General features: G+C 64.9%; 13 protein-coding genes. 7 read left to right on the forward strand and 6 right to left on the reverse strand.

The window, feature by feature from the left end; all coding sequences use genetic code 11:
* The first annotated feature begins 248 nt into the window (after window positions 1–248).
* Window positions 249–923 (forward strand): response regulator transcription factor, encoded by a 675-nt coding sequence (locus QA639_RS18120; protein ID WP_028334239.1) that lies wholly within the window; start codon window positions 249–251, stop codon window positions 921–923.
* A gap of 2 nt (window positions 924–925) precedes the next feature.
* A complete protein-coding gene (locus QA639_RS18125) occupies window positions 926–2,254 on the forward strand; it encodes a sensor histidine kinase (protein WP_028334240.1) in 1,329 nt (442 codons plus the stop codon).
* A gap of 33 nt (window positions 2,255–2,287) precedes the next feature.
* On the opposite strand, the gene QA639_RS18130 is transcribed toward QA639_RS18125, so the two are convergent.
* The 6 genes from QA639_RS18130 to QA639_RS18155 form a co-directional block, all read right to left on the reverse strand.
* Window positions 2,288–3,568 (reverse strand): M20/M25/M40 family metallo-hydrolase, encoded by a 1,281-nt coding sequence (locus QA639_RS18130; RefSeq protein WP_283090384.1) that lies wholly within the window; start codon window positions 3,566–3,568, stop codon window positions 2,288–2,290.
* Window positions 3,569–3,786: 218 nt separating this feature from the next.
* A complete protein-coding gene (locus tag QA639_RS18135) occupies window positions 3,787–5,388 on the reverse strand; it encodes a TRAP transporter large permease (protein WP_028334242.1) in 1,602 nt (533 codons plus the stop codon).
* Entirely contained in the window at window positions 5,385–5,924 is a 540-nt protein-coding gene (locus tag QA639_RS18140; RefSeq protein WP_028334243.1) for a TRAP transporter small permease subunit, read from the reverse strand. The genes QA639_RS18135 and QA639_RS18140 overlap by 4 nt, the downstream gene beginning before the upstream one ends.
* Window positions 5,925–6,266: 342 nt before the next feature.
* Window positions 6,267–7,301 carry a GTP 3',8-cyclase MoaA gene (gene moaA, locus QA639_RS18145; RefSeq protein ID WP_016844402.1) on the reverse strand — a complete coding sequence of 345 codons (1,035 nt, stop codon included), beginning with the start codon at window positions 7,299–7,301 and terminating at the stop codon, window positions 6,267–6,269.
* 256 nt (window positions 7,302–7,557) lie between these two features.
* Window positions 7,558–8,046: a PEGA domain-containing protein gene (locus QA639_RS18150; RefSeq protein WP_283090385.1), complete on the reverse strand. Its 489-nt coding sequence runs from the start codon at window positions 8,044–8,046 to the stop codon at window positions 7,558–7,560.
* A 161-nt stretch (window positions 8,047–8,207) separates the two neighbouring features.
* Entirely contained in the window at window positions 8,208–8,888 is a 681-nt protein-coding gene (locus QA639_RS18155; RefSeq protein WP_283090386.1) for an HAD hydrolase-like protein, read from the reverse strand.
* A 139-nt stretch (window positions 8,889–9,027) separates the two neighbouring features.
* Here QA639_RS18155 and QA639_RS18160 point away from each other — a divergent pair, with 139 nt between their 5' ends.
* The 5 genes from QA639_RS18160 to QA639_RS18180 all read left to right on the forward strand — a co-directional run bounded on the left by QA639_RS18160 (window position 9,028) and on the right by QA639_RS18180 (window position 13,470).
* The gene (locus QA639_RS18160; RefSeq protein ID WP_283090387.1) at window positions 9,028–9,702 is read left to right on the forward strand and encodes an SDR family NAD(P)-dependent oxidoreductase; all 675 of its coding nucleotides are present in this window, start codon (window positions 9,028–9,030) and stop codon (window positions 9,700–9,702) included.
* Between the two features lie 205 nt (window positions 9,703–9,907).
* Window positions 9,908–10,606 carry a ribose-5-phosphate isomerase RpiA gene (gene rpiA / locus QA639_RS18165; RefSeq protein ID WP_283090388.1) on the forward strand — a complete coding sequence of 233 codons (699 nt, stop codon included), beginning with the start codon at window positions 9,908–9,910 and terminating at the stop codon, window positions 10,604–10,606.
* Between the two features lie 23 nt (window positions 10,607–10,629).
* Window positions 10,630–11,163, forward strand: a complete 534-nt coding sequence (locus tag QA639_RS18170; protein WP_028334248.1) for a DUF2059 domain-containing protein — start codon at window positions 10,630–10,632, stop codon at window positions 11,161–11,163.
* 230 nt (window positions 11,164–11,393) lie between these two features.
* The gene (gor, locus tag QA639_RS18175; protein WP_283090389.1) at window positions 11,394–12,779 is read left to right on the forward strand and encodes a glutathione-disulfide reductase; all 1,386 of its coding nucleotides are present in this window, start codon (window positions 11,394–11,396) and stop codon (window positions 12,777–12,779) included.
* Window positions 12,780–13,260: 481 nt separating this feature from the next.
* Window positions 13,261–13,470, forward strand: coding sequence for a DUF2934 domain-containing protein (locus QA639_RS18180; protein ID WP_038377471.1), 210 nt, complete (start codon window positions 13,261–13,263; stop codon window positions 13,468–13,470).
* Window positions 13,471–13,516: the final 46 nt, after the last annotated feature.

Here is a 13,516-nt window from a genome sequence, read left to right on the forward strand (position 1 = left end):
TCGATCTCCGGGCGCGAACGTGCAATCCGTTATGTTATCATGGCTAGCTGACGTCAGCCTTACACGGGCGCAATCAAAGGCGCCTGGCGTAGATTTTGATTCAGCGGGTTGGCGGTATCTGTTTTCAGGGCAGTAACACTAGCTGGAGCAACATGCGCTTGTGTCGCCATCGAGACGTCACCTTCGCATGCGTCTTGTTTTGACGACAGCAAGCGGAAGATCGATCGAATGAGGACTGGATTGCTGCGATGCGCCTTCTGATCGTCGAGGACAATGTCGAGCTCTCGCGGCTGCTCGCCAGCGGGCTGATGGCGGCGGGATACGAGTCCGATGTCGTCAACAGCGTTGCCGAGGCGCGCGATGCGCTGCGCAGCGTCAGTTATGCCGCCATGATCCTCGATCTCGGTCTGCCCGACGGCGATGGCTTGTCGGTGCTGTCGGAGCTTCGCCGCAAGACCGATCCGCTGCCGGTCCTGGTGCTGACCGCGCGGGGCGGCCTGCAGGATCGGGTCAGCGGCCTGCGCAGCGGCGCGGACGACTATCTGGCGAAGCCGTTCGCGCTGGAAGAGCTGGTGGCGCGGCTCGAAGCCATCCTGCGCCGGCCCGGCCAGCTGCTCGGCTCCTCGCTGAAGCTCGCCAATCTGGTCTACGACACCGAGAGCAAGCAGGTGTTCGTCGACGGCGCTCCGCACGTGTTCTCGGCGCGCGAAACATCCGTGCTTGAGATCCTGCTGCGGCGGCAGGGGCGGGTGGTGCCGAAGAAGAATGTCGAGGACCACATCTTCGGCCTGTCCGGCGAGGTCGCCTCGAACGCCGTCGAGGTTTACGTGTCGCGGCTGCGCAAGCTGCTCGCCGAGCACCGCGCCAGGGTCATCATCCATACCATTCGGGGCGTCGGTTATCTGATGGCGGAGGAGAAGTAGGCGTGTTCCGCTTCAAGTCGCTGACGTCGCGGATCGTGTTCCTGCACATCGTGGCGGTCGCGGTCGCGGCGATCTTCCTGCCGCTGCTGCTGCTATGGCTGTTGAATTCGGAGATAAATCAGCTGCATCGCGAAGCGATGCGCGACCAAGCCGCCGATCTCGGCCAGAACCTCTCGGTCGATGCCGCAGGCAAGGTGCAGCTCAACCTGCCGGACAGCCTGAAGGGACTCTATTCCGACGCCTACGGCCGATACCGCTACGACATCTACGATGCCGACGGTCATCTGCTGTTCTCGTCACATCGCGAGGCGCCGCGACTGCCGGTGTCCGCCAACCGGATTTCCGGTGCCAGCGTCACCAAGCTGCTCGGCGGCCAGACGTTGCGCATCCTGGTCGCCGAGGACCTGTCGCATCGCGACGTCATCATCGACGACATCGTCTCCAACTTCTTCCGGCGGGTTGGCTGGATCACCATCCCGATCCTTCTGATCCTGCTTGCCACCGACATCCTGATCTTCCGCCGCGCGGTGACACCGCTGTTGCGGGCCTCGGAGGAGGCTAGGAGCATCGGACCGGCAAGGACCGATATCCGCCTTCCGACGGAGGGAATTCCGAGCGAGATCCTGCCGCTGGTGACGGCCGTCAACCAGGCGTTCGATCGCCTTGAGGAAGGCTTTCACGTGCAGCGCCAGTTCACGGCCGATGCCGCGCATCAGCTGCGCACGCCGCTTGCGATCCTCAGGACCCGGATCGAAACGCTCGATGCGGCCAAGGGGACCAGGGAGCTGCATGTCGACATCGAGAGCATGAGCCGCATCGTCAGCCAGCTGCTCGAGATCGCCGAGCTCGACACGCTGGTGCTGGATCCCGGCGAGACCGCGGATTTGCGCGCGGTGTGCGCCGAGGTGGTCGGCTCGATCGCGCCCTACGCGCTGGCGCAGCAGAAAGACATCGCGTTGCGCGGCACCGACAATCCGGTGCAGGTCAGGGGCAATGCGGAGATGCTGCAGCGGGCGATCTTCAATCTGGCGGAGAACGCCATCAAGTACACCGCCGAGAGGACTTCGGTCGATGTCGAGGTGCACGACAACGGTTCGGTGCAGGTGCGCGACTGCGGGCCGGGGATTGCGCCCGCCGAGCAGGGCCTGATCTTCCAGCGCTTCTGGCGCAGCGATCGCCAGCGCACCGACGGCGCGGGGCTCGGGCTCTCGATCGTGCGCGGCGTCGTCGACGATCACGATGCGACGGTAAGAGTGGAGAACCTGCCGTCCGGCGGCGCCCAGTTCACGCTGCGCTTCCGCCTCGCCAAGGCGGAGCCGGCGGCGTCCTGAGCCGGCCCGCGAACGTGCCGCGGCCTTGCCGGTCTACTTCACCTTGCCGTCGGACAGGTCCATGATCATGCGCGTGGTCAGCACCAGGCGCGGTACGATGCTGTTGATCTGCACGTATTCGGCATCGTTGGAGTGCGCGCCGAAGCCCGACAGGCCCATGCCTTCGACCACGGCGCCATTGGTCTTGAGGGCGGCAAACGCCGCGTCGGTGCCGCCGCCTGTGGCCCTCTCGGCGACGTTCAGCGACAGGCCCAGCTCCTGGTAGATCGTCTTGCCGTGGCCGGCGACGCGGCGCGAGGCGTCGGTGGTCTCGAGCGGCGGGCGGCGCACCTCGAACTTCACGTCCACCCTGGAGTCCGGCAGCAGGCGATTCTTGATCTTGTTCTGCAAGGCCTTCTCGAGCTCGTCGAAATCCGCCACCTTGAGCGCGCGCGCATCGGCCTGGGCGGTGGCTTCGGCGGGGATCACGTTGCGGTTGGTGCCGGACTTGGACACTGTCCAGTTCAGCTTCAGACCCTGCTCCGGCTTGGACAGGTCCTTCATCTGCAGCACCTGGTGCGACAGCTCATAGAGCGCATTCACGCCGCCTTCGGGCCTGGCGCCGGCATGCGACGACTTGCCGTGCACCGTGAGGTAGGCCGAGCCGATGCCGCTGGTGGCGAGGCGCAGCGTGCCGTCGGTGCCGCCGCCCTCGAACGAGAACACGGCATCCTGTTCCGCGGGGAGGCGGGTGATGGTGCCGCGCCAGCCGGGCGAAGAGATCTCCTCGTCGCCATTGATGAGCACGGTGAGCGTGCCGTAATTTTTGTAGTTCAGCTTCTGCAGCAATGCCACGGCGTGGAGGATGGTGGCGACGCCCTGCTTGTCGTCGGCAATGCCGAGCCCGTAGGCCTTGTCGCCATCGATACGGAAGGGTTGGTCCTTCAGCATGCTCTTGAGATACACCGTATCCATGTGCGCGATCAGCATGATCTTCGCGCTGCCGGTGCCCTTGAAGACGGCCTGCACGGCGGGACCGATCTTCTCGGGCGTGTCGTCGAGGCGGTAGATATCGGTGGTCTGCAGGATATCGACCGTGCCGCCGAGCTGCTTGAGCTGGCCGGCGATCCGCTCGGCGAGCTGGTTCAGACCCTCGATGTCCTTGCTGCCGGATTCGATCTGCACAAGGTCGCGCAGGGTGTCGAGCAGTGGCTGCTGTTCCTGTTGCGCCAGCGCGCGAAGGTCGGCGGCATGCGCTGCGGGCGCGGCGAGCGCCAGACCAAACGACAGTATCAGCGGGCGAATAAGCGAGCGGGCGGGACGCAGTTGGGGCATGGCGGCGATCTGTGAGTTGGAGGACGATCCGTATCCCCGTCTTCACAGGCCTCGCCGGTGCGGTCAACAGCGGCGTGCCTCGCGCCCGCAAGAGCGTTTTCGGGCGAAGTGGACACCGGTCCGCGTGAAGAAGGCGCGTCAAGACAAGAATCCAGAGCTTCGGTTCTGATTCAATCAGAACCGAAATGCTCTAGGCGCGCCGAATGCGCTGATGCCGGCTACTGCTTCGGCTGGCCGAAGTCCAGCGGCGGCAGGTCGATCTGCGGCACCTCGATCTTGACCTTGTTGAGGTCGACATCGAGCGGCTTGTCGAGCAGTCCGGTGACGACGACCGGGAACGCGATCACCAGCGCCACCATGATCGCCTGCAGGCCGATCCAGGGCATTGCGCCCCAGTAGATGTCGGAGCTCTTGACTTCCTTCGGCGCCACGCCGCGCAGATAGAACAGCGCGAAGCCGAACGGCGGATGCAGGAACGAGGTCTGCATGTTGACGCAGAGCATCACGCCGAACCAGATCAGCGCCGCGTCGGGGCCGACCACTGGCGCCAGCACCTTCTGTGCGATCGGCGCGATCATCGGCAGGATGATGAAGGCGATCTCGAAGAAGTCGAGGAAAAACGCCAGGAAGAAGATGAACAGGTTGATGAAGATCAGGAAGCCCCAGACGCCGCCGGGCAGCGAGGTCAGGTGGTGCTCCAGCCAGGTGCCGCCGGATACGCCGAGGAACACCACCGAGAAGCAGGTCGAGCCGATCAGGATGAAGGTGACCATGCAGGTGATCCGCATGGTGGTCTCGTAGCCCTGCTTGATCAGGTCGCGCAGGTCCGGGATCCTGACGGCCTCGAGGCAGATCCAGACCACCGCGGCGTAGGTGATCGCGAAGGCGAGCTTGAAGATCAAGTTCTCGCTGTACAGCATAGCGATGATGGTGCCGATGCCGCCGGCGATCACGCCGACGATCAGCACCTTGTTGCCGGTGGCGCTGAAATCCTTGTGGTGGATGGCGGCGAGCACAATGGCGCCGACCGCGCCCATGGCGCCGGCTTCCGTCGGGGTCGCAAGGCCCATCATCATGGTGCCGAGCACGACGAAGATCAGCACCGCCGAGGGGATGATGCCGAGCAGGCACTTCTTCCACAGCGCCCAGCCGGTCAGCGTGCGCGCCTCGATCGGCACCGCCGGCACATGGCTCGGCTTGAAGATGCCGAGCACGAAGGTGTAGCCGGCGAACAGCAGGATCTGGAACACCGATGGGCCCCAGGCGCCGAGATACATGTCGCCGACCGACTTGCCGAGCTGGTCGGCGAGCACGATCAGGACGAGAGAGGGAGGGACAAGTTGCGTGATGGTGCCGGAGGCGGCGAGCACGCCCGTGATGTAGCGGATGTTGTAGCCGTAGCGGATCATCACCGGCATCGAGATCAGCGCCATCGCGATCACCTGCGCCGCCACCGTGCCGGTGATGGCGCCGAGGATGAAGCCGACGATGATCACGGAATAGCCGAGGCCGCCGCGGATCGGGCCGAACAGCTGGCCCATCGAATCCAGCATGTCCTCGGCGAGCCCGCATCTCTCCAATATCGCGCCCATGAAGGTGAAGAACGGGATCGCCAGCAGCAGCTCGTTGGACAGCACGCTGCCAAAGATGCGGCCCGGGATCGCCTGCAGGAAGTTGAGGTCGAAGAAGCCGAGATAGATCGAGAGGAACCCGAACGACAGGCCGACCGCGGCGAGCGTGAACGCCACCGGATAACCGATCAGCATCGCTACGATCAGGCCGCCGAACATCAGTGGCGGCATCATCTCCAGCGTGATCATTGAGTCGGCCTCTCATACTTCGCGTCGATGGTCACGTAGCCCTGCAGCGCGGCGATCCGCTTGATCACCTCTGAGACGCCTTGCAGCGCAAGCATCACGAAGCCGGACGGGATAACGAACTTGATCGGCCAGCGCAGAAGGCCGCCGGCGTTGCCGCTCATCTCGCCGACCGCATAGGCCTGGTAGAAGAACGGCCAGGACAGATAGGCGAGCAGGAGGCAGGCCGGGATCAGGAAGAACAGCGTTCCGATCAGGTCGAGCCAGAGCTGGCCGCGTTCGGACAGCATCAGATACATGATCTCGACGCGGACATGCTCGTTGCGCTTGAAGGTGTAGGAGGCACCGAACATCACGAGGATCGCGAACATGTACCACTGCGCCTCGAGCCAGCCGTTCGACGAGTAGCTGAACGCGTAGCGGATCATGGCGTTGCCGGCGCTGACCAGGCACGAGATCAGGACCAGCAGGTTGCAGATGTAGCCGATCTTCTCGTTGAGTTGGTCGATGGCCTGACTTAATGCCAACAATGGGCGCATCACGATCTCCACGGCCGCGCCATCCGCGCGCCGAATATCTCTTCAAGCATCATCTGGCCGCCGCGCGCATGCGCACGGAGCCACGGCTCACTTTCAGGAGCAGTTGCAAAACGTTCGTCCTCCCCCGAAATCCGCTTCAGCCGTTCTTGGCTGCCGGGGATCGTCGGCAGCAGCCGACGGAGGGCAGCGGCCTATGCTGGCCAGACTAGCGTGAAAGCTGATTCACCAAATCAGCGCCGTGGAACGCCGTCAATCGGAAAATGGACAAATTGACGCCGCGGCAAACTGTTGTCCCGCCTTGGTAATCGGGGGACAGGCCGCGCGTCGGGAGAAGCTTGAAGACTAGCCGCCGGTCACGCTCATGTGGCGGCTGACGCTCGGACGGTTGTGGCGGCGGTCGATGATGAAATCGTGCCCCTTCGGCTTCAGTCCGATGGCCCGGTCGATGGCCGCCGCCAGCAGGTCATTGTCGGCGGAGGCACGCAGCGGCCGGCGCAGGTCGGAGGCGTCCTCGTGGCCGAGGCAGGTGTGCAGCGTGCCGGTGCAGGTGATCCGCACCCGGTTGCAGGATTCGCAGAAATTATGGGTCATCGGCGTGATGAAGCCGAGCTTGCCGCCGGTTTCGGCGACCCGGACGTAGCGGGCGGGGCCGCCGGTGTCGTCGGACAGATCGGTCAGCGTGTAGTGCTTCTCGAGCCGCGCGCGCATCAAGGACAGCGGTACGTACTGATCGATCCGGCCTTCGCCGATGTCGCCCATCGGCATCACCTCGATCAGGGTGAGGCCCATGCCCTTGCCGTGCGCCCATTCCATCAGCGCCGGAATCTCGTCCTCGTTCATGTTCTTCAGCGCGACCGCGTTGATCTTGACCGCGAGTCCCGCCGAGCGCGCCGCCTCGATGCCTGACAGCACCTTGTCGATGTCGCCCCAGCGGGTGATGGCCCGGAATTTTACGGGGTCGAGGGTGTCGAGCGAGACGTTGACGCGGCGCACGCCGCAATCGGCCAGCTCCTGGGCGAAGCGCGCCAGCTGCGAACCATTGGTGGTCAGCGTCAATTCGTCGAGTGCGCCCGTGGTCAGATGGCGCGACAGCGAGCGCACCAGGCCCATCACGTTGCGGCGGACCAGCGGCTCGCCGCCGGTGAGGCGGATCTTGCGCACGCCCTTGGCGACGAAGGCCGAGCAGAGCCGGTCGAGCTCTTCGAGCGTCAACAGATCGGCCTTCGGCAGGAAGGTCATGTCCTCCGACATGCAGTAGAAGCAGCGCAGGTCGCAGCGGTCGGTGACGGAGACGCGCAAATAGCGGATGGTCCGGCCGAACGGATCGGTCATCGGACGAAACAGCGTGTCGGAATGCGCTTGCGTGGATCCGTTCATTCAGTTCGGGCCTTGCAATCTGTTTCCTGCCTGCCGCGCCGTGATCGGCTCCGGCATCCGCAATCTATGCATGTTGGCGCGTTGTCACAATGCGTCCCAAGGGATGATCGTATGGATGATCCGCAACATGCAAAGCGATAGGCGAAGCATATCACGCGATGCATGATCGCAATCGCGGATGTGCCTCCACCAAATACAAAAACCCCGGCTTTGGGCCGGGCTCTTGTGCAATGCAAATCCGGTGCAGCCGCCTTCGCTAGCGCGACGGAGCCGCGGCCGGCGCCGGCGCAGCCGCGCTCGGGGCGGGGAACGCGGAGTCCGGAGCGGCGGCGGCGGGAGCCGCTGCGGCAGCCGGCTTCGGCTTCCTCTTCCGTATCGGCTTCTTCGCCGCGCGCGGCGGCGGGCCGGCCGGTTGCAACTCGGCGAACACCGGACTCGGATCCAGCGTCGTGGTGGCCGGCGTGGTGAAGTCGCCGGGAACGCGGGTCACGGTGACCGGAACGGTCGCCGGCTGGAACTTCGGCATGTTGAAGGTGACCGAGAAGTTGGTCTCCGGCGCCGGGATCGACACGGTGCAGGGCGTCTTGCAGCCCGGTCCGAGCGAGGTCACGGCGTCGGCGCCGGGCGGGTTCGAATCCAGCTGTACCGGCATCGGCGGCGGCGCCGACTTGAACGAATCCAATGAGAAGGAGGAGCAGCCAGCCAGGCTCAGCCCGGCGGCCGCAATCACGATGATACGACGCATGATCCACACTCTACTGCGGCAATCAGCCACAATCCCCGGAGCGGACCATAGGTGCGTCGGAACAGAGGCGCAACAGCAGGGGCCCTGCTCGTTAAAGGATGGTTAATGGCGGAATCGCATGGCTGAATATTGTCAAGCGATATCAGTGTGTTGCGGAAGGTCTATGCCGCGTTCAGGCTGGCGACCGCGTCCGGCAGATCGCGCATATGGCTGATCAGCCGGTCCGGCTTTAGCTCGGTCATCGGGACGTCGGTATAGCCAAAATCGACGCCGATCACCGGGACCTGGGCGCGCCTTGCCACCCCGACATCGGGGCCGGCATCGCCGACCATGATGGCGCCGGGCAGCCGGCCGCCGGCGCGGGCCACCGTCTCGCGCAGGAACGTCGGATCGGGTTTTGCGATGCCGAACGTATCGGCGCCGCAGATCGCGGCGAAGCGCTTGGTCAGGCCGAGCCGGTCGAGCAGCAGCTTCGACAGCCATTCCAGCTTGTTGGTGCACACCGCAAAGCGATGGCCCTTTGCCTCGAGCCGGTCTAGCGCGGCCTCGAGCCCGTCGAACGGGCGCGAGCCATCGGCGATATGTTCGGCATAATAGTCGACGAAATCCGCGGTCAAGCGGTCAAGGTCACCGACGCTGACCGCGCGTCCTTCCACCTCAAGCCCGCGTTCGAGCAGCTTGCGCGCGCCGGCGCCGATCATGTTGCGCGCGGCCGCCAGCGGCACCGGCCGCAGGCCCTCGCGGTCGAGCACATGGTTCAGGGCGCCGATCAGATCAGGCGCGGTGTCGACCAGCGTGCCGTCGAGATCGAATACGACGATGGGGGGAGAGGAGGCGGACATGATGCTTTTGGCTATCGGGCCAGGCGCTGCGATGCAAGAGTAGATGTGGGCAGGTCATGAAATAGGGGCGGCTGAGATGCGGGAACTTGCCGGAAAATCCGCTTTTGTCACCGGCGCGGCCAGCGGAATCGGACTTGCGATGGCTACCGCCTTCGCCCGCGAGGGCATGAAGGTGATGCTCGCCGACATTGAAACCGGTCCGCTGGACAAGGCCGTCGATGCGCTGCGCGCCGGCGGCGCGGATGTTCACGGCGTGGTCTGCGACGTTGCCGATCCCCTAAGCGTCGACCGCGCGGCGGAGGCGTCGTTCCGCGCCTTCGGCAAGGTCCATGTCGTCTGCAACAATGCCGGCGTCGCGGCCGGCGGCGGCATCGAGCAGATCTCGATCGAGAGCTGGCGCTGGGTGATCGACGTCAACCTGATGGGCGTCGTGTACGGCATCAAGAGCTTCCTGCCGCATATCCGCGGCCACGGCGAGGGCGGTCACATCGTCAACACGGCGTCGATGGCCGGTATGAACGGCGGGCTAGGCTTCAGTCCCTATGGGGCGAGCAAGTTCGCGGTGGTCAGCATGTCGGAGGGACTTGCCTGGCAACTCGCGCCTGACGGCATCGGGGTCAGCGTGGTGTGCCCGAGCTATGTGCGCACCCGCATCGGTCAGAGCGGGCGCAATCGCCCCGATTCGCTACGGTCCGACCCGCCCGCTGGAGCCTGGCAGCGCAGCCTCCGCCATGGTCGCCGAGATCGCGCGGCAGCTCGATGCTGGGCTCGATCCGGCGGCGGTCGCGGACCGCGTGCTGGCCGCGATCCGTGACGACCAGTTCTACATTTTCACCCACCCCGGGATGCGGTCCGAGGTCGAACAGCGCTTTTCGGCGATTTTGGCCGCGATGGACGCCGTTTCGGCCTAAAGACTGGTCCGCTTGCCGCTATTCCTGCCTGCAAAACGACGCTAGATATGCGCCCGCCGGGCCACCCGATGGCGGCCCGTAACGGACCAACCGAGGGGCTATCGGCACGTGGACATGGACGCACTGAAACGCCAGGCGGCGGCGCGCGCGCTCGAAGAGGTGCGCGACGGCATGAAGCTCGGGCTCGGCACCGGATCGACCGCGAAGCATTTCGTCGAGCTGCTCGGCGAGAAGGTCCGTGCGGGCATGAAAGTGATCGGCGTGCCGACCTCGGAAGCGACCCGCGCCGATGCGATCCGCTGCGGCGTTCCGCTGACCACGCTGGACGAGATCGACCATCTCGACCTCACCATCGACGGCGCCGACGAGATCGACCCGGCGCTCAACCTGATCAAGGGCGGCGGCGGTGCGCTGCTGCGCGAGAAGATCGTCGCGGCCGCCAGTGATCGCATGATCGTGATCGCCGACGACAGCAAATGGGTCGACGTGCTCGGCCGCTTTCCGCTGCCGGTCGAGGTGATCCCGTTCGGGCTCGCCGCAACGCAGGCCGCGATGGCGCGGGCGTTCGCCGAGGCCGGCGTGTCCGGCGAAATGCTGATCCGGAAAGGCAAGGACGGTCACGTTTTTGTCACCGATGGCGGCCACTGGATCATCGATGCCCATCTCGGCCGGATCGCCGATCCGCCGCGTCTTGCCGGTTTGCTCAGCGCTATACCGGGCGTGGTCGAACACGGCCTGTTCATCGGGCTTGGCAGCGTCGCCGTGCTGGCCGGCGCGCAGGGAATTCGGGTTGTTGAACGGCCATGAGGCCGCAAGCAAGGAGACTTGGAATGAATCGTTTTTCGGGACTTTTGTCGGCTGCGGCCCTGGCGGCTGGACTGGCGCTCGCACCGGCGATGGCGCAGCAGCCGCAGCTGCCCCCCATGCCCAAGGACGTCAAGCAGTCGACCCCCGCGGCGATCGGATACGCCAAGGAAATCCTGACGATGAAGAACGTCTCGGTGATGTATGCCGGCGCCGTTCCGGGCATCATCGAGAAGACCAAGACCGGCCTGCTGCAGCAGTACCTGAACTACCAGAAGGATCTCAACGAGGTCGCGCTGGTCATCGCCAAGAATCTGGCTGGCAGCGAGAAGGAAATCGGCGAGGGCATGGCGCAGCTCTACGCCGCCGAGTTCACCGAGCAGGAGCTGAAGGATCTCGTGATCTTCTACAAGACGCCGCTCGGTCAGAAGCTTTTGACCTCCGAGCCCAAGGCAATCAACGATTCGCTGAGATATATGCAGGAGTGGGCGCAGCAGTTTGGCGTGATCGTCAACGCCCAGTTCAAGGCCGAGATGAAGAAGCGCGGCAAGGATATCTGAACACGTTGTCACCTCGCCCCGCTTGCGGGGAGAGGCACAGGCCGCCGCCGGCGGCCGTTACTGAAGCGACGCCGAAGCGAAGCTTCGGCTACGGCGGAGCGCCGGGTGAGGGGGACTCTCCACTAGCTGGCTCGTGGAGATGCCCCTCACCTCAACCCTCTAAGAGCGAGCTTCGCTCGTCTCGACCCCGCAAGAGCGGGGCGAGGGAGAAGGAAGGAAGAGGTACTGCTATGGCCGAGTTTGACGTCGACCTGTTTGTCATCGGTGGTGGTTCGGGTGGCGTTCGTGCCGCCCGCATCGCCGCGGGTTACGGCGCGAAGGTCATGGTCGCCGAAGAGTACCGGATGGGCGGCACCTGCGTGATCCGCGGCTGCGTGCCGAAGAAGCTGTTCGTGATCGGCAGCCACGTCCACGACGAGATCGAGGACGCGGCCGGCTTCGGCTGGAGCATCGGGCAGGTCTCGTTCGACTGGGCGACGCTGGTCGCCAACAAGGACAAGGAGATCGCCCGGCTCGAGGGCGCCTACACCACCAATGTCGGGAAGTCGGGCGCACGGATCGTGAAGACCCGCGCGGTGCTGGAGGATACCCACACCATCAGACTCGCCACCGGCGAGAAGGTGACGGCGAAGTACATCCTGATCGCCACCGGCGGCGCGCCCAATCACGGGCCGATCGTGCCCGGCATCGAGCACGTGATCTCCTCCAACGAGGCGTTTCACCTCAAGGAGCTGCCGAAGCGGATCGTGATCCAGGGCGGCGGCTACATCGCGCTGGAATTCGCCGGCATCTTCGCCGGCTTCGGCTCCGACGTCACGGTGATCTATCGCGGCGACAACATCCTGCGCGGCTTCGACGAGGACGTGCGCAAGCATGTCCGCGCCGAGATGGAGAAGCGCGGCATCACCATCATCACCGGCTGCACGGTGGCGAAGGTCGACAAGCACGGCCATGACTTCACCACGCATCTGTCGAGCGGCTCGAGCATCGCCTCCGACCAGGTGATGTTCGCGATCGGCCGGCATCCCAATGTCGCCAATCTCGGGCTCGAGACCGCCGGCGTCGCCATCAATCCCGCCAATGGCGGCATCCAGGTCGACGGCTGGTCGAAGACCTCGGTCGACAACATCTACGCGATCGGCGACGTCACCCACCGCACCAATCTAACCCCGGTGGCGATCCGCGAAGGCCATGCCTTCGCCGACACCGTATTCGGCAAGCGCCCGGTCCAGGTCGACCACGCGACGATCCCGACCGCGGTGTTCTCGCAGCCGGAGGTCGGCACCGTCGGACTGACGGAAGAGGAGGCGCGGGCGCAGTTCAGCCACGTCGACATCTACAAGACTGATTTCCGCCCGATCAAAGCGACGATGTCCGGCCGTGACACTCGCGTGCTGATGAAGCTCGTGGTCGACGGCGCGAGCGACCGCGTGCTCGGCTGCCACATCGTCGGCGATGGCGCCGCCGAAATCACCCAGGCCGTCGCGATCGCCGTCAAGATGAAGGCGACCAAAGCCGATTTCGACGCCACCATCGCGCTGCATCCAACCGCTTCCGAAGAATTGGTGACGATGCGCACCCCGACCGCGCGCCACGTTCGCCAGGCGGCGGAGTAGGCCTAACCCGCGGGGCCGGCGCTGCCCGTCCTGGTGCTCTCCTGGCGATCGCGGGCGGGGAATGAGCCTTGCCTGATAGCCCAACGCCGCCCGCTTAAAATACATGCGGACGGCGCTGTCTCTAGCCCCAGGAAGGTTCGTGGCAAAATCCTGATGAGTGTTTGTCTGCGGAAGCGGGCAAAGGTTTCATACCTCAGAAGGGGTAGCACGCCTCCGCAAGACCGGCGCCGACGGCCGCGCTTCGTGCCCGGGAATTGGGGCACCCTTGTTGACATGCACATCCACCCGGGACTTTTCCTCAGGGCCGCGCTTCGCGCGCGCTCAAATCGAACCCGGTTTCCGGCGAATGGCCCGGGCGGCGGCGCTGTGCACAGGCCACGCGTCATCGGCGCGTGGCGCGTCTCGCGCGCCTTGGAACCTTGCGCTATGCTGTCCGTTCCACTCTCAAACAGTTTGATGTCTCAAATTGAGGGAGCCGCGCATGAGAGGCCCAACCGAGCAGGAGATCCGGACCCGCGCCTACGAATTGTGGAAGGACGCCGGCGAGCCGCCGGGCAAGATGGATCAGCTCTGGTATCAGGCCGAAAAGGAATTGCTGGCGCGGCGGGCCACCAACGGCGAAGCGCCTTGCGACATCAACGGGCGCAACGGGCCGAGTACATATCCGGAGAGGCTAAGGGGCGTGCATTGAGTGCGTCGCGCGGCTGAGCTAACGAGTCCGGCGGGCTGGCCCGGAC

This window comes from Bradyrhizobium pachyrhizi, from assembly GCF_029714545.1.
GTDB lineage: Bacteria > Pseudomonadota > Alphaproteobacteria > Rhizobiales > Xanthobacteraceae > Bradyrhizobium > Bradyrhizobium pachyrhizi.

Bases quoted from the DNA above. Each gene is read 5' to 3' on its own strand.
- QA639_RS18120 (WP_028334239.1), top strand. From the start codon at position 249: ATGCGCCTTCTGATCGTCGAGGACAATGTCGAGCTCTCGCGGCTGCTC.
- QA639_RS18130 (WP_283090384.1), bottom strand. From the start codon at position 3,568: ATGCCCCAACTGCGTCCCGCCCGCTCGCTTATTCGCCCGCTGATACTG.
- QA639_RS18135 (WP_028334242.1), bottom strand. From the start codon at position 5,388: ATGATCACGCTGGAGATGATGCCGCCACTGATGTTCGGCGGCCTGATC.
- QA639_RS18140 (WP_028334243.1), bottom strand. From the start codon at position 5,924: ATGCGCCCATTGTTGGCATTAAGTCAGGCCATCGACCAACTCAACGAG.
- moaA (WP_016844402.1), bottom strand. From the start codon at position 7,301: ATGAACGGATCCACGCAAGCGCATTCCGACACGCTGTTTCGTCCGATG.
- QA639_RS18150 (WP_283090385.1), bottom strand. From the start codon at position 8,046: ATGCGTCGTATCATCGTGATTGCGGCCGCCGGGCTGAGCCTGGCTGGC.
- QA639_RS18155 (WP_283090386.1), bottom strand. From the start codon at position 8,888: ATGTCCGCCTCCTCTCCCCCCATCGTCGTATTCGATCTCGACGGCACG.
- QA639_RS18160 (WP_283090387.1), top strand. From the start codon at position 9,028: ATGGCTACCGCCTTCGCCCGCGAGGGCATGAAGGTGATGCTCGCCGAC.
- QA639_RS18170 (WP_028334248.1), top strand. From the start codon at position 10,630: ATGAATCGTTTTTCGGGACTTTTGTCGGCTGCGGCCCTGGCGGCTGGA.
- gor (WP_283090389.1), top strand. From the start codon at position 11,394: ATGGCCGAGTTTGACGTCGACCTGTTTGTCATCGGTGGTGGTTCGGGT.
- QA639_RS18180 (WP_038377471.1), top strand. From the start codon at position 13,261: ATGAGAGGCCCAACCGAGCAGGAGATCCGGACCCGCGCCTACGAATTG.